Raw genomic sequence first — 16,940 nt, forward strand, 5'->3', positions numbered from 1 at the left:
AAGCCTTTCAACAAAAGTCATTTATAATAGAGTAAAATACAAATGACAAAAAATTTAAGGAGAACGCTTTATGAAACACAAAGTAATAATTCTTTTATCTTTTTTTGTTTTACTCTTATCCTCATGTACTGGCGATGAACACAAAGACAAGATAACATTCAGAGTCACAAATGACAGTGAGCCTACTTCACTTGATCCTCAGCTCTCTACTGATACCGCTGCTTCTAATATTATCTCAAATATACTCTTAGGGTTAACAGTAAGGGATGCACAAACTGGAGGATACAAACCAGGACTTGCTCACTCTTGGGACATATCTAGTGATGGGCTTACCTACACATTTTATTTAAGAGAAGGTCTCATTTGGAGTGACGGCGTACCTATTACCGCTGAGGGTATTAGAAAGTCATACATCAGAATCCTTAACAAGGATACTGCTTCTCAATATGTTGACATGGTTAAATCAGTAATAAAAAATGCTCAGGAGTACTTCGATGGTCTTGTACTTGACTCTGAGGTAGGGGTTAAGGCTTTAAACGACACTACCCTTGAGATAACTCTTGCTAATCCTAGACCCTACTTCCTTGATATGCTAACACACACAACATACATGCCTGTGCCAGTTCATGTTATTGAAAAACATGGTAATAAGTGGACTGATCCTGAAAACATGGTGGTAAGTGGGCCCTTTAAACTGAAGGAAAAACTCGTAAATGACAAAATAGTTATTGCAAAAAATGATAAATACTACAATGCTAGCAATGTTGAGATTGATGAAGTCGTATTTTATACAGCAACCGCAAATACTGCTTACAACATGTACATAAATGACGAACTCGATTTCCTCATGAAAGTAGGCACTGAATACTTAGAAGAAGCTAGAATAAGGGATGACTACTATTCCTTCCCCTACAATGCAGTAAGCTATGTGGCATTTAATACTACTATTAAACCCCTTGATAATCCAAAGGTTAGAGAGGCATTAACTCTTGCTATTGATAGGGTCGCCTTAACAAAAAGCATAGGCAAGGGGCGATCAGCCCCTACAAGAAACCTGACTCCATCGTTTGAAAACTATTCTTATGGCAAGGAACTTACACTATTTGACCCACAAAGAGCAAAGCAACTCCTGGCTGAGGCTGGCTTCCCTGAGGGTAAGGACTTCCCTACTCTTAAATACAAAGTTACAAAAAGTGATGGTCCTAAATTATTTGAAGAATTCCTACAAGAACAATTTAAAAAGATATTAAATATTGATATTGAAATTGAGACTGAAGAATGGACAACATTCCTTACCAGCAGAAGATTGGGTAACTACCAAATGTCAGACATGGGATGGGCAGGTGACTATTCAGATCCACTGACTTTCCTTGAGAGTTTATTTACAACTGAATATCATACCTTCGGTGCTTATGGGTATTCAAACAAAGAGTATGACTCCCTTGTAAAGAAATCCGATCTTGAACAAGATCCTATTAAACGTCAAGATATCTTAAGAAAGGCTGAGGAAATAATTGTAGAGCAGGACTTCCCTGTTGCTCCCCTATCAATTGTTAAATCTCACTACCTCTTCAGAGATGATAAATGGTCTGGTTGGACTCCTAATATTGCAGGTAAATATCTCTATGAAGACATAAAGGTTAAAAAATAGATAATACAAATGTATCCCATTTAAAAAACAGAATTTAAAAATCGATTATTTGTACTTACAACTGTCGTCTTCATGTAACTACATGAAAGATAAAGTAACCCACCTTGCTCAAGATATATCATAAACTCTATACTCATAAAACGCAAAATAAAGTATAATCTAACACTGAAAAATAATAAAATGAAATACAAATGACAAAAAATTTAAGGAGAACGCTTTATGAAACACAAAGTAATAATTCTTTTATCTTTCTTTGTTTTACTCTTATCCTCATGTACTGGCGATGAACACAAAGACAAGATAACATTCAGAGTCACAAATGACAGTGAGCCCGATTCGCTTGATCCTCATCTCTCTACTTCTGTTCAAGCATTCAACATCCTAATAAATGTATTCTTAGGGTTAACAGTAAGGGATGCACAAACTGGAGGATACAAACCAGGACTTGCTCACTCTTGGGACATATCTAGTGATGGGCTTACCTACACATTTTATTTAAGAGAAGGTCTCATTTGGAGTGACGGCGTACCTATTACCGCTGAGGGTATTAGAAAGTCATACATCAGAATCCTTAACAAGGATACTGCTTCTCAATATGTTGACATGGTTAAATCAGTAATAAAAAATGCTCAGGAGTACTTCGATGGTCTTGTACTTGACTCTGAGGTAGGGGTTAAGGCTTTAAACGACACTACCCTTGAGATAACTCTTGCTAATCCTAGACCCTACTTCCTTGATATGCTAACACACACAACATACATGCCTGTGCCAGTTCATGTTATTGAAAAACATGGTAATAAGTGGACTGATCCTGAAAACATGGTGGTAAGTGGGCCCTTTAAACTGAAGGAAAAACTCGTAAATGACAAAATAGTTATTGCAAAAAATGATAAATACTACAATGCTAGCAATGTTGAGATTGATGAAGTCGTATTTTATACAGCAACCGCAAATACTGCTTACAACATGTACATAAATGACGAACTCGATTTCCTCATGAAAGTAGGCACTGAATACTTAGAAGAAGCTAGAATAAGGGATGACTACTATTCCTTCCCTATCAACAGAGTAAGCTATGTGGCATTTAATACTACTATTAAACCTCTTGATAATCCAAAGGTTAGAGAGGCATTAACTCTTGCTATTGATAGGGTCGCTTTAAATAAGATTGCCTTAAAGAATCAATCAGCCCCTACAAGAAACCTGACTCCATCGTTTGAAAACTATTCTTATGGCAAGGAACTTACACTATTTGACCCACAAAGAGCAAAGCAACTCCTGGCTGAGGCTGGCTTCCCTGAGGGTAAGGACTTCCCTACTCTTAAATACAAAACTTCAAAACGTGATGGTATGGGAATAACTGCAGAGTTTTTACAAGAACAATTTAAAAAGATATTAAATATTGATATTGAAATTGAGACTGAAGAATGGACAACATTCCTTACCAGCAGAAAACTGGGTAACTATCAAATGTCACACATGGGGTGGGCAGGTGACTATTCAGATCCACTGACTTTCCTTGAGAGTTTATTTACAACTGAATATCATACCTTCGGTGCTTATGGGTATTCAAACAAAGAGTATGACTCCCTTGTAAAGAAATCCGATCTTGAACAAGATCCTATTAAACGTCAAGATATCTTAAGAAAGGCTGAGGAAATAATTGTAGAGCAGGACTTCCCTGTTGCTCCCATATCAATTGTTAAGTCTTACTACCTCTTCAGAGATGATAAATGGTCTGGTTGGACTCCTAATATTGCAGAGTATTATACCTATGAAGACATAAAGGTTAAAAAATAGATAATACGAATGTATCCCATTTAAAAAACAGAATGGTATTTAAAATTTATATAACAATAAATCAGTGTTGAAAGATAAACAACTACTTCTGTAGAACTAGTCTATGAAAGTAGTTGTTGTCGTAGAAACAAAATTTTGAAATTATTGCAGTCGTCATCTTATCTATCCTTGTCTTGTTGTAGTTTTATTTTTCACCGTATCATTTTATTGTCATAGAAAAATCAAATCCTTTGTGATTTTTAATTAAATTAGAATTAACTTTAGTAGGAAAGAGGTGAAAACAATGAAGATAAAGCAGTACATATTTATGACGCTTTTCGTAATATCAATCCTGTCTTGCGCTAAAGAAGATAGCAAGGAAATTATATCTTTTAAAATCAGCTTAGGGGGAGAACCCAGATCAATAGATCCTCAAATCTCTGAAGATGCAATGGGAGCAGCTGTAATTGGACAAATGTTTAAGGGAGTCGTAGATATTGATGCACAAACTGGAGGGTACAAACCAGGACTTGCTCACTCTTGGGACATATCTAGTGATGGGCTTACCTACACATTTTATTTAAGAGAAGGTCTTATTTGGAGTGACGGTGTACCTATTACCGCTGAGGGTATTAGAAAGTCATACATCAGAATCCTTAACAAGGATACTGCTTCTCAATATGTTGGCATGGTTAAATCAGTAATAAAAAATGCTCAGGAATACTTCGATGGTCTTGTACTTGACTCTGAGGTAGGGGTTAAGGCTTTAAACGACACTACCCTTGAGATAACTCTTGCTAATCCTAGACCCTACTTCCTTGATATGCTAGCACACCACACATACATGCCTGTGCCAGTTCATGTTATTGAAAAACATGGTAATAAGTGGACTGATCCTGAAAACATGGTGGTAAGTGGGCCCTTTAAACTGAAGGAAAAACTCGTAAATGACAAAATAGTTATTGCAAAAAATGATAAATACTACAATGCTAGCAATGTTGAGATTGATGAAGTCGTATTTTATACAATAAACAACAGTACGACTTCATACAGAATGTATGAAAATGACGAACTCGATGCCCTCACAACTCCAACCATTCCGTCTAACTTAATAAAAGAAATAAAACTCAGAAATGACTATTATACTTCAGCTGTAAATGGGCTTTACTATTTTTCTTTCAATACTACTATTAAACCTCTTGATAATCCAAAGGTTAGAGAGGCATTAACTCTTGCTATTGATAGGGAAACCTTAACAGAAAAAGTGATGGAGAATAGCTCTATTCCCACAAGGGGAATTAGTCCAAATTTTAAAAACTATTCTTATGGCAAGGAACTTACACTATTTGACCCACAAAGAGCAAAGCAACTCCTGGCTGAGGCTGGCTTCCCTGAGGGTAAGGGCTTCCCTACTCTTAAATTAAAGTACAATACAAATGAGAACCATAAAAAAATTTGCGAATTTATTCAAAACCAATGGGCAATGATTTTAAACGTAAATGTCACACTTGAGAATGAGGAATGGACAACCTATTTAGCAAGTAGACAAAACGGGAATTACGAAATAGCAAGAGGAGGATGGTTGGGCGACTATTCAGATCCAATGGCTTTCCTAGGCTTGTTTCAAAAGGAATTCACACACTTTACTTCCTATAAATACTTCAACGAAGAATATGAGAATCTTATTAATAAATCTAACCTTGAGCAAGATCCTATTAAGCGTCAAGATATCTTAAGAAAGGCTGAGGAAATAATTGTAGAGCAGGACTTCCCTGTTGCTCCCCTATATATATATGCAGGCAATTATCTCTTCAACAACGACAAATGGACCGGTTGGGCCCCTAACATTCTTGAAAGATTTGATTTCTCTGAACTTAGAAGAATAAAATAGAACAAAGGGATGCCTATTGAAAATATTTTTAAATAGGCATCCCTTTGTTGATAAGTAGGGAAATAGCTTAGGGTCGCTGGTTCAGAGGTATGTTAACCTCTGAACCAGCGACCCTTTGTTCGTTTCTGTTTGAGAATCACATTAAGATTGAAAAAGAATTCCGACGCGGGTGCGTAGGGAACGTGATTTCTAACAAGGATCGTAACTTATACGTCTCAATCGAAAAATAGAATCTTTTCAAGCAAAGATGAAAAGATTCACGTATGGGTTGGTTGGGTTTATTGAATGCCAATGAGCGGCCTCTAGACCAAACAAAACTGGTTATAGAGATATTAAACTCGAATACGATCACCAAAAGACATGCAAATTACAAAACGTAGACATCAAGTGTAATTACAAATAAATCATCGCTTTTAAAAGCAATAAAATAAATATTAATATATATTTAACATTGTGTGTTAGAATAGTTAACTATATAGATTAAAAATCCTATTGTTGAAATAAGGAGCAACTATGCTAAAGTTTACCATACAGAAATTGTTGGAAACAGTTCCGACTCTAATAGCAATAACTTTTTTATGCTTCCTAATAATGAGACTTGCTCCTGGGAATCCGTTTGATTCTGAAAAACCTATCGATCCTCAGGTAAAAGAAAGGCTAATGCAAAAATATCACCTTGACAAACCTTTTTATGTCCAAGCTTACTACTACATCACAAATGTTTTAAGAGGTGACTTTGGACCATCATTGAAAAAGAAAGACTTAACTGTAAATCAGTATATAAAGTTGGGCATGCCCAAGTCGTTTACGATTGGGATAATAACTTTAATACTATCTCTCTCTCTTGGCATTTTACTGGGAACAATAGCAGCTATTAAAAAAAATACTCGTATCGATTATGCAATAAGAATGATAGCAATATTTGGGATTTCTGTCCCTACTTTTGTAGTTGGTCCCATTTTACAGTATTTTTTGTCGGTAAAATTGGGGTTATTTTATACTTCTGGGTGGATTACAGAACGGGGAGGGCTTGCTAATTTGGTTATGCCTATATTAACGCTCGCTCTGCCGTATACAGCTATCTTTACAAGAATACTTAGAGGATCCATGTTAGAAATATTAAAGAGCGATTTTGTAAGAACAGCTAGAGCTAAGGGGTTAAGTTTTAATGTAATAATCAGAAAACATGTATTAATAGGAGCAATGCTTCCTCTGGTAAGTTACATGGGCCCTATATTTGCTGGAATAATTTCTGGAGGCATGGTTGTTGAACAAATATTTAGAGTTGCTGGAATGGGCGTGGTTACAGTAGAATCATCTCTGAATAGAGATTATCCATTACTAATGGGTTCAGTTCTGGTTTATTCAACCATACTACTTATCTCCATTTTAGTATCAGACATTGCTTATAAAAGGCTTGATCCGAGGGTTTAGGAGGATAACACAATGAGCAACTATGAACAAAAAAAAAACAACTCATTTGAATCTCATACGTCTACTAGAAGGGCTTGGTTAAGGTTTAAAGAAAATAGGCTTGCGTTTATAAGTATATTTGTTATTGGGTTTTATATAATCATTGCAATACTTCAGCCAATCTTGCCAATATATAAATACTATACTCAAGTAGTTGAACATGCTGACTTACCTCCTTCTCTGAGAAACGCCGGGGAACTTTGGTACGAGAAGGAACTTAATTTCATAAAAAGATTGTCTGGCAAAGAGAAAAGAGACCTTAATGAAGAAGAAAAAGCAAAATTAGAAGAAATAAAGAGAAGAATAAAAACAGAAGTCCAAAAAATTGATGGTAGGGATGTTAGGATACACGAAAGAATATACTTACTGGGGACAGACAGCCTTGGGAGAGATCTGCTTGCAAGGATAATACAGGGAAGCCAAATATCAATATCTGTAGGGTTTATTGGCGCGTTCATCTCGATGATAATAGGAACTGTAGTAGGGGCAATAGCAGGTTTTTTTGGCGGAATTCCAGATAGAATAATAACTAAAACTATAGAAATACTTTACGTCTTGCCTTCCTTACTTGTCATAATAACATTGATGACTGTTATGGAGAGGAATATAATGGGATTGTTTGTTGCAATTAGCATTATTTCATGGCTGTCACTCGCTAGGATAGTTAGAGGACAAATACAATCGCTTTCAAAATCTGAATTTATACAAGTAGCTAGGACCCTGGGTGCAACGAATAAAAGAATGATATTTAACCATTTAATTCCCAATAGCCTTGGCATGATAGCAATAATTACAACAATGAATGTTCCATCTTTTATTATGATTGAATCATTTTTGTCGTTTCTAGGCCTTGGAATATCAGCCCCTATGACCAGTTGGGGCGAGTTAGTAAAAAATGGAATTCCTACATTTATTGAATATCCATGGAAAATTTTTATTCCAGCAACAGTCATGACAATATTCTTGTTATTCATGAATTTTTTAGGAGACGGATTAAGAGATGCATTCGATCCAAAGGACAACCTCTAGGAGAGTAATTAAATGAAAGAAGACTATATACTGGACATCAAAAATTTAGCAATTGAGTTTAAGCTGAAGCACACAACAATATACCCTGTAAACGGCATAAACTTAAAGGTTAAAAGAGGAGAAATTAGAGCCATTGTTGGGGAATCTGGCAGCGGAAAGTCTGTTACAAGCATGGCTATTTTAAAGCTGCTACCTGAAATGACAACAGTATACAAAGAAGGCGAAATACTATTTGAAGGACAAGATTTGCTTAAGCTTGGTGAAAAAGAACTCCAAGGTATTAGAGGCAACAAAATAGCCATGATATTTCAAGATCCAATGACTTCTCTAAACCCGTATTTAAGAATATCTACACAAATTGAAGAAACAATAATGTTGCACCAAAAACTAGACAAACATACAGCAAAGAAAAAAGCAATAGAAATGCTGAAGACTGTTGGTGTTGTGAATGCAGAAGAGAGAATAGAGCATTACCCACATCAATTCTCAGGAGGAATGAGACAGAGAGTTATGATTGCGATGGCTTTAAGTTGTCATCCATCTTTATTAATAGCAGATGAACCCACTACAGCTCTTGATGTCACTATCCAAGAACAAATACTATTGCTTATTAAAAGTTTATCTAAAAAATTCAATACTTCAACAATACTAATAACTCATGACTTAGCAGTAGTTGCAGAAATTTGCGATACGGTATCTGTGATGTATCGGGGTGAATTTGTGGAAGAAGGGACAGTAGAAAAAATATTTAAAAACCCTCGGCATCCGTATACAATCGGGCTCTTAAAGTCGATACTCACTCTGGATCAAGACCCGAATGAAAAACTTTACTCAATTAAGGAAAACTCTACTGCAACGACTATAAGTGACATCGAGGAGCTTTAAATGAACGATGAAAAAGATGTAATTCTTAAGGTAGACAATCTAGTACAGACATTTACGATTGGAGAAGACTTTCTGTTTTGGAGAAACAAACGCAAGATAAACGCTGTAAATGGAATTAGTTTTGGGGTTGAACGCAATAAAACATTGGGACTTGTTGGAGAATCTGGGTGTGGCAAATCAACAACTCTGAGATCAATAATGCAACTCTACACACCTACAGCTGGAAGCATATATTTTAATGGAAAGGATATTACAAAACTTCCAAAAAGAGAACTCTTGAAAACTAAAAAAGACATGCAAATGGTTTTTCAAGACCCACACACATCCCTTAATCCAAGAATGACAATAAGAGAAATAATAGCAGAACCGTTGGTTATATATAATGAAAATAGGATTCTTCCAAAAACAAGACAAGAAATAGACAAGAGAGTGGACGAACTAATGGATATTACTGAGCTTGAAAAAAGTATGTTATCTAGATATCCACACGAGTTTTCAGGTGGACAAAGACAGAGGATAGGTATAGCAAGAGCGCTTGCTTTAAATCCTAAGCTTTTACTTCTAGATGAAGCTGTGTCAGCTTTGGATGTATCGATAAGAGCTCAAATTCTGAATTTACTCAAAACTTTACAAAAGGAGTTAAATCTATCTTATCTCTTTATCTCCCATGACTTGGCTGTGGTTAAATATATGAGTGACAAAATTGCTGTAATGTATTTGGGAGTCATTTTAGAGGTTGCACCTAGAGATATTTTATTTTCAAATCCTATCCACCCATACACCAAAACTTTAATAGCGTCTATTCCTGAAATCGACCCTGAAAAAAGAAAAAACAAAACTATAAAACTTGATGAGCCGTCTCTAACGAGCATACGAAATACGAGTCCTACGAAAGAAAACTTAGTGCTTAAAGAAGTGGAAAAAGGTCATTTTGTATCTAGATATCTCTTTGATGAAATGAATAGCCTATTAAATAAATGAATTTTGCGCGACCTGCGTCAGATAGAAGGCCTCTGAATCCTCTATTTACGCTTGTGTTGTTGAATTCCCACTCCCGAAATTTGGCAACCGAGCCACTTGCCACCTTAGATAAAAAGGATTAGTTGTCAAAATAAGAAACCTCAAAATCTGTCTTATCGTCTTTTCCCTTAACGAAATACAGACTGGTTCTGTTGACGTTGTTCTTATCTATAACCTTATTACCAGAATCAACAAAATAATAATAGATCCTACCCTTGGGAAGGTCTTTAAGTTTGATGGTATATACCCCCTTATTGTGCTTCTTCTCAACTAATCTGTTTAAAAAAGGATTGAAATTATTAAAATTACCGGCTATTGTAACAACCTGACCAGGACGACCTATATAAAAAATTTCAACCTCTCTACTATCAGAAGAATCAATTGGATTCCGTAAAGAGACATAACTATCATTTGTACCTGAAATATCAATTACAGAAAATGGAATAAAGTCTTTGTCATAAACTACATTCGCATTATATTCATCATTCGTCCAAATTCCATCCACAACAAGTTTATACTTTATTCTAGCAAGCCCATGAGGTAAATCTACCTTTACAAAAAAAAGACCATGCTTATTCCTCTGAAACAGATACTTTTTCGAATAACCATCAAAATCAAAAACGGCGAAGACCTTCCTGATGCTCTTATCTGGAGGATAAAACATGATAACCTTCTTAGAGTCAACAATAGGCGTTAAATCATCCTTCCTTGTCGAAATTTCCAAAAATTCGATTAAAGATAAACTAAAATTTGCTACAACATACCCTCTTAAGGCGATGCTGCCAACCCCAAGGAGATATAACACAAAACACAAAAAAAACTTCGGAACTCTTCTCACAACCCAATCCAAAAACCTAAACGCAACCCTTCCGACAAATACTACACATTTATCTCGTTTCCTATTATACTGAAAACATACAGTAAAGTAAACACAAATATTAATGACAAGGAGTTACAAAATGGGCTTTCATATTTACGAAATAAAAGCTAGGCAAATAATTGATTCTAGAGGAAATCCGACAGTCGAAGCAGATGTAATACTTGAGGATGGTTCTTTTGGTAGAGCGGCTGTTCCTTCAGGTGCCTCGACGGGTATAAATGAAGCTGTTGAAATAAGAGATGGCAATAAATCTGTTTACATGGGGAAAGGAGTACTAAAGGCAGTTGAAAACATAATAAATATCATCTCTCCAGAACTTGAAGGAATGAATGCTTTAAATCAAGTTGAAATTGACAGAAAAATGATCGAGCTTGACGGTACACCTACTAAATCAAAACTTGGGGCTAACGCTATCCTTGCGGTTTCAATGGCTACGGCTAGAGCGGCCGCTGCTTATGTTGGACTTAAAGTTTATCAATACCTTGGTGCCTATAAGGCCAATGTTTTACCCACACCCATGTGTAATATTATAAATGGCGGTGCTCATTCTGACAATTCTGTTGATTTTCAAGAGTTTATGATAATGCCTGTTGGCGCAAAGACTTTTAGTGATGCAATAAGAATGGCAGCTGAAGTTTTTCACACCCTTAAGGGAATTTTAAGCAAAAAAGGCTATGCAACCTCTGTTGGAGATGAGGGTGGTTTTGCTCCAAATTTAAAATCAAATGAAGAAGCTTGTGAAGTTATCATGGAAGCTATCAAGGGAGCAGGATATGAACCTGGCAAAGAGATAGCAATTGCTCTTGATCCCGCAACATCTGAGCTTTATGATTCAAAAACAAAAAAATACGTACTCAGGTGGTCAACTAAAGAGGAACTCTCTTCTGAGGAAATGGTTGAATATTGGGCAAAATGGACAGAAAAATATCCTATTATATCAATTGAAGATGGAATGGCTGAAGAAGATTGGGATGGGTGGAAAAAACTCACAGATAAGATAGGAGATAAAGTTCAACTTGTTGGAGACGATTTATTTGTGACAAATACATCATTCCTTAAAAAAGGAATTGAAATGAAAGTTGCAAACTCAATTCTTATTAAAGTAAATCAAATTGGAACGTTAACCGAGACTTTTGAAGCTGTGGAAATGGCAAAAAAGGCAGGATATACTGCAATAGTCTCACACCGTTCAGGCGAAACTGAAGATACAACAATCGCTGATCTTGTTGTTGCACTCGGGACAGGGCAAATAAAGACAGGCTCCTTGTCAAGGACAGATAGAATAGCCAAATACAATCAACTTTTAAGAATAGAAGAAGAGCTAGGAAGCACCGCTGAATACCACGGTAAAGATGTTTTTTATTCTATTAGGAAAAAATAGGAAAAGCCCCCAAGGGGCTCTTCCATAAAAATACGAAAACAATTCTTTATCTTTTTGAAAATTGGAAACTCTTCCTAGCTTTCTTTCGCCCGAACTTCTTACGTTCAACTTTTCTTGAATCCCTAGTTAAAAACCCATTAGATTTAAGAACTATCCTGTGCTCCTCATCAAGTGCAAAAAGAGCTCTCGCAATCCCATGCCTAATAGCACCCGCCTGCCCCGCAATGCCCCCGCCACAAATATTCACATAAACATCATATCTCCCAAGAGTATTCGTTAAAACCAACGGAGCTAAAGCAAGGGTCCTCAGATTTTCAAGTTGCACATAAGCCTCCAAACCCCTTCCATTAATCCTAACCTCGCCTTTACCCTCTCTAATATAAACCCTAGCAACAGAAGTCTTACGCCTTCCCGTACCCATCGCCAAATTAATGCCCTTAGCATCCACCTTTGTCATTTTTCCCCTCTTAATCCAATTCTAATTTACAAGGGTTCTGCGCCTTAAGATTATGCTCAGACCCAGCAAAAACTCTAAGATTTCTAAAAAGATCACGCCCCAAAGGACCCTTCGGTAACATACCCTTAATAGCTATTTCAAGAGGAGCCGTTGGCTTCCTCTCAACCAATGTTCTAAAAGTATCAGAATAAAGGCCCCCCGGGTACCTTGAATGTCTATAATAAATTTTCTGAGTATACTTCCTACCCGTAAGTCTAATCTTTGAAGCGTTAACAATTATAACATTATCACCCAAATCCTGATGGGGAGCATAATAAGCCTTATGTTTTCCCCGCAAAATCCTAACCGCTTCCGTAGCAACCCTACCAAGCACCTTCCCAGTAGCATCAATGACACACCACTTCTTCTCCACAAACTTTGGCTTAACCCATATTGTCTTGTTCTCAGTTATCCTATTCATAGTAACTACAGTCCTCACTCAATATTCTACAAAATCATGCCTCTCAAGTCTACTATTTGTAAGCCAACCTGTCAATATTAACAGCCCAATCTATCCTGTAGATTAAAAGAAACCTTTCGAAACCCCTCTAAATCCCCTTTAGAAAACTTTAAAGGGACAAACGATGGGCTGTTAAAGATAGGATTAATTAAATACCCATTATTTAAAAATTCGTTAAAAACTTCAACATGATGCTCAGATTTATAAAGAGGGAACATATATCTGTTCATTATTCTAAACATAGGAGTAGCAAAAATACCAAAATCAACCTTCTCGCTTCCTTCATATGACATAATCCTAGCAAGCATCTGCCTGGCAACCGCTAAAGTTAGAGCATCAAAGCTATTTCTGAATTCCATTTTTCTAGATAAATTATCTACGATAACAATACTAATAGACATGCAACTAGGCATTGGAATATTTACAAGCATAGGATACCTAAAATTATTAAATCCGATCTTAAATTCATATATGCCCTGATTTTCCTCCCAAGGATTACTAAAATAACACTGCCCCGTTAAAGATAATAAAAAATCCCTAGCATCTCTTTCAAATTTAAAAACACGCACACAACCCGCTTCTTTAAAAAAAGAAAAAAAAACATTTTCAAATTGTTTTCTAAATATGGAAGGATAAGAAGCCGTAAGACCCCTTGAAAAGGTTTGTTTAAGAACAAGATTTAAACCTTGAACCCTATGACCTAAAAAACTACCACCTCCATTTAAATATAAATCCAAATACCTATTACCCTTAATATCGTAAAGATAAAAAAACCTTGCTCTTTTAACAATCGGCAAGCAACTTATTAAAGACTCACTACACATCCTTTAATTTATCCATTAAAATTTCATTTGCAAGCACGGGATCAACCTTTCCAGAAGTTTTCTTCATAATTTGTCCCATCATAAATTTCAACGCATGGCTCTTGCCCTTTCTATAAAGCTCAATTGACTTAACATTCTCATTTAAAACTTCAATCACAACCGATTCAATCAAAGGTTTATCACTTATCTGTTCTAAATTTTTTTCACTAACAATTAAAGAAGGAGAAGCATTAGTAGCAAGCATTTCAACAAAAACTTCCTTAGCAATCCTCCCGCTTACCCTCTTACTAACGATAAGTTCAACAAGTTCTCCAATATATGACGGGGGCACACTGAACTGAAGTATATTGATTTCTCTCTCATTAAGCGCACTCAATACCTCAGACAATATCCAATTAGCCACCCTTTTAGGATCGCTTACGCCCAAAGCAGCATCTTCAAAATATTTAACTAAATTCTTATCAGAAGTTAAGGTAATAACATCAAAATCACTCAGACCATACTCCTTCCTCAATCTAATTCTTGCATCAAAGGGTAACTCAACCATTCTACTAATCTTTATGCTTTCAATATAATCATCACCTAGTCTAATTAAAGGCAAATCAGGATCCTTAATATATCTATAGTCCTCCATTGTCTCTTTGCTTCTCTGAAGTACTGTAATACCTCTCTTATCGTCAAACCCTCTTGTATGCTTACCCTCATCCTTAAGGGTCTTCTTATTTAAAATCCATTCCTCTTTTTGCCTCTTCTCTTCATAATCAATCGCCAATCTTACCGACTTGAAAGAATTTAAATTTTTTATCTCAGCTATTGGAGTTCTATATTCAATACCACCTTCATCGATGAGTAAATTAATATTAACATCACAACGAAAAGAGCCATTCTCCATATTACAATCGGATAGATCAAGATATCTAAAAATCTCCCTTAAAGAATTTAAATAAGCTACAGCCTCATCTCTGCTGTTAATATCTGGAGCAGAGACAATTTCTAACAAAGGAGCACCTGAACGATTAAAATCAAGATAACTCCTACTATCACTTTCAAGCAAATGTAAACTCTTCCCAGAATCTTCTTCCATATGTATTCTATCGATCTTAATTTTTTTCAAACCTGAAGAATCTTCAATAAAAATAAATCCATTCTCACAAATGGGCTCGTCATTTTGAGATATTTGATATCCCTTGGGTAAATCAGGGTAAGAATAATGCTTCCTATCAAACTTGACAATATTTTTGATTCTAGAGCCTGTAGCATGCCCAGCCAAAACTGCACTACTAATTAGCTCCTTATTAACCGTAGGTAACGCCCCAGGTAGCCCAAGACACGTCGGACAGGTGCGAGAATTCGGAATTCCACCAAAATCATTCCTACACCCGCAAAAAGCTTTCGTTTTAAGCCCCAACTGCACATGAACTTCTAGCCCAATAAGCAATCTATATACCATCCAATCCCAATTCCTCCATTATATTTTTTGAAAAATTTAAAAGTTCAAAATCTCTTCTAGCTTGCCCAATTATCTGCATACCAATGGGCAATCCTTTTTCATCTTTCGCAAAGGGAATGGAAATTGCAGGAGAACCAATCAGATTGGCAATCACAGTACACATATCAGAATAATACATTTTTACAGGATCATCACATACCTCACCAATTTTAAAAGGCTTCACAAAGCTGGTAGGCGTAATAATGTAGTCAAGCTTACTAAAAAGCTCATTAAATTTCGGAATTATCACACTTTCAATAACTCGACAGGCCTTTGCATAATACTTTAAATCATAACCCTCTGACAATAAATAATTACCAAGAACAATCCGTCTTTTTACTTCTTCACTAAAGAGGGAACTTCTGTGTTTGAAATAAAAATCACTTAAAGTTAAATCATCCTTTATCATTTTTCCATAACGAAGTCCAGTATAGCGAGCAAGATTAGACGCAGCCTCTACCGGAGATATTGAATAATAAAGAGAAAGTACATAAGAAATCTCACCTATTGAGACATCGTGCACTTCAACCCCTTCGCTTAAAAGATCAGACTTAAATTTAGAGAACTCACATGCAATACCACTGTCCATTAAATCTTCACTAAGCTCCTTAATTGTAGCCACCTTGATACCCTTCAAAGACCTATTTAACAACGGATAAGGATTTGTCAAAATATCTACACTAGTAGCATCCATTTTATCAACCCCACAGGTATGTCTTAATATTAAAGCTGCATCATCAATGCAATTAGAAAAAAAACCTATCTGATCAAGAGAAGATGCGTAAGAAACAAGTCCATAACGGGACAGACCCCCATAAGAAGGTTTAAAGCCAATGACTCCCACAAAAGAAGCTGGTAGCCTAACAGATCCTCCAGTATCGCTACCAAGCGAAAAAGGAGCCTGCCTACCCGCAACAACTGCACCAGAACCACCGGAGCTACCCCCAACAACATACTCCTTATTTAAAGGATTAAGAGTAGCTCCATAGTAAGAAAATTCACAAGAAGAACCCATCGCAAACTCATCCATATTAGTCCTACCAATCAAAATCGCACCATTATCTCTTAATCTTTTAACAACCGTCGCATCGTAAGGAGATACATAACCCTGTAAAATCTCGGAGGCACAGGTTAACCCCTTATCTTTAATTGCAATATTATCCTTAACAGCAATAGGCATTCCAATCAAAGGTAAATTTTGCACCTCTCCTTTCCTTAAAAGGAGATCATATTTTTTTGCTAACTCTAAAGAATCGCCAAAAAATTCAATATATCCATTAATATCTTTATTTGCCTCATATTGCTCCTTATAATAAAGAACAACATCACAGATACTAACTTCACGCCTCAACACCAATTCTTTAATCTTTATTAAACTCATATCTCTTAAATTCAAAGCAATGCCCCTATTCAAGTACCTTAGGAGATGGGAAGTATCCATCCAGAAATAAATTACTAAAATTTTTAATAGACTCAATCTTTAAAGAAGGCAAAACCTCATCTTCCCTTAAATCCGACAATTCACATATCTTCTGTTTAAAATCATCCCCTACATCAAACCCAGAAATCCTATTCAGCATACCAATTACTTTTTCAAACTTCTCAACAAACTTCTGCTCTTCATTTTCACTCAAGCTCAACAGACTCAACTTTAGACTATTTTCCAAATGAATGTCTTTCAA

15 protein-coding genes are annotated in these 16,940 nt (G+C 36.0%); 8 read left to right on the forward strand and 7 right to left on the reverse strand.

Going from position 1 to position 16,940, the window contains the following annotated elements; genetic code table 11:
- Positions 1–70 precede the first annotated feature (70 nt).
- From LSO06_RS01675 to LSO06_RS01705, 7 genes are all read left to right on the forward strand, one after another.
- Positions 71–1,651, forward strand: coding sequence for a peptide ABC transporter substrate-binding protein (locus tag LSO06_RS01675; RefSeq protein WP_231760354.1), 1,581 nt, complete (start codon positions 71–73; stop codon positions 1,649–1,651).
- A 219-nt stretch (positions 1,652–1,870) separates the two neighbouring features.
- Positions 1,871–3,451: a peptide ABC transporter substrate-binding protein gene (locus LSO06_RS01680; protein WP_231760355.1), complete on the forward strand. Its 1,581-nt coding sequence runs from the start codon at positions 1,871–1,873 to the stop codon at positions 3,449–3,451.
- A gap of 283 nt (positions 3,452–3,734) precedes the next feature.
- Positions 3,735–5,321, forward strand: a complete 1,587-nt coding sequence (locus tag LSO06_RS01685) for a peptide ABC transporter substrate-binding protein (RefSeq protein WP_231760356.1) — start codon at positions 3,735–3,737, stop codon at positions 5,319–5,321.
- Between the two features lie 513 nt (positions 5,322–5,834).
- A complete protein-coding gene (locus LSO06_RS01690; RefSeq protein ID WP_231760357.1) occupies positions 5,835–6,755 on the forward strand; it encodes an ABC transporter permease in 921 nt (306 codons plus the stop codon).
- Positions 6,756–6,767: 12 nt separating this feature from the next.
- Positions 6,768–7,823 carry an ABC transporter permease gene (locus LSO06_RS01695; RefSeq protein ID WP_231760358.1) on the forward strand — a complete coding sequence of 352 codons (1,056 nt, stop codon included), beginning with the start codon at positions 6,768–6,770 and terminating at the stop codon, positions 7,821–7,823.
- A gap of 12 nt (positions 7,824–7,835) precedes the next feature.
- The gene (locus LSO06_RS01700; protein WP_231760359.1) at positions 7,836–8,708 is read left to right on the forward strand and encodes an ABC transporter ATP-binding protein; all 873 of its coding nucleotides are present in this window, start codon (positions 7,836–7,838) and stop codon (positions 8,706–8,708) included.
- Positions 8,709–9,689: an ABC transporter ATP-binding protein gene (locus LSO06_RS01705; protein ID WP_231760360.1), complete on the forward strand. Its 981-nt coding sequence runs from the start codon at positions 8,709–8,711 to the stop codon at positions 9,687–9,689.
- A 118-nt stretch (positions 9,690–9,807) separates the two neighbouring features.
- Here the strand turns inward: LSO06_RS01705 and LSO06_RS01710 are convergent, their stop codons facing one another.
- The gene (locus tag LSO06_RS01710) at positions 9,808–10,533 is read right to left on the reverse strand and encodes an early set domain-containing protein (RefSeq protein WP_231760864.1); all 726 of its coding nucleotides are present in this window, start codon (positions 10,531–10,533) and stop codon (positions 9,808–9,810) included.
- A gap of 154 nt (positions 10,534–10,687) precedes the next feature.
- On the opposite strand from LSO06_RS01710, the gene eno reads away from it, so the two are divergent.
- A complete protein-coding gene (gene eno, locus LSO06_RS01715) occupies positions 10,688–11,989 on the forward strand; it encodes a phosphopyruvate hydratase (protein WP_231760361.1) in 1,302 nt (433 codons plus the stop codon).
- A 46-nt stretch (positions 11,990–12,035) separates the two neighbouring features.
- Here eno and rpsI read toward each other — a convergent pair whose 3' ends face one another.
- From rpsI to gatC, 6 genes are all read right to left on the reverse strand, one after another.
- The gene (gene rpsI / locus LSO06_RS01720) at positions 12,036–12,446 is read right to left on the reverse strand and encodes a 30S ribosomal protein S9 (protein ID WP_231760362.1); all 411 of its coding nucleotides are present in this window, start codon (positions 12,444–12,446) and stop codon (positions 12,036–12,038) included.
- Positions 12,447–12,456: 10 nt separating this feature from the next.
- Positions 12,457–12,906 (reverse strand): 50S ribosomal protein L13, encoded by a 450-nt coding sequence (gene rplM, locus LSO06_RS01725; protein ID WP_231760363.1) that lies wholly within the window; start codon positions 12,904–12,906, stop codon positions 12,457–12,459.
- A 77-nt stretch (positions 12,907–12,983) separates the two neighbouring features.
- Complete coding sequence (locus tag LSO06_RS01730; protein WP_231760364.1) at positions 12,984–13,769, reverse strand: hypothetical protein; 786 nt, start codon at positions 13,767–13,769, stop codon at positions 12,984–12,986.
- On the reverse strand, positions 13,762–15,219 hold the full coding sequence (gene gatB / locus LSO06_RS01735; RefSeq protein ID WP_231760365.1) for an Asp-tRNA(Asn)/Glu-tRNA(Gln) amidotransferase subunit GatB: 1,458 nt from the start codon (positions 15,217–15,219) through the stop codon (positions 13,762–13,764). The genes LSO06_RS01730 and gatB overlap by 8 nt, the downstream gene beginning before the upstream one ends.
- The gene (gene gatA, locus LSO06_RS01740; RefSeq protein WP_370639794.1) at positions 15,209–16,639 is read right to left on the reverse strand and encodes an Asp-tRNA(Asn)/Glu-tRNA(Gln) amidotransferase subunit GatA; all 1,431 of its coding nucleotides are present in this window, start codon (positions 16,637–16,639) and stop codon (positions 15,209–15,211) included. The genes gatB and gatA overlap by 11 nt, the downstream gene beginning before the upstream one ends.
- A 25-nt stretch (positions 16,640–16,664) precedes the next feature.
- Positions 16,665–16,940 (reverse strand): Asp-tRNA(Asn)/Glu-tRNA(Gln) amidotransferase subunit GatC, encoded by a 276-nt coding sequence (gatC, locus tag LSO06_RS01745; RefSeq protein ID WP_231760367.1) that lies wholly within the window; start codon positions 16,938–16,940, stop codon positions 16,665–16,667.

The sequence above is a fragment of the Borrelia sp. RT5S genome (assembly GCF_021165755.1).
In the GTDB taxonomy this organism is placed as follows: domain Bacteria; phylum Spirochaetota; class Spirochaetia; order Borreliales; family Borreliaceae; genus Borrelia.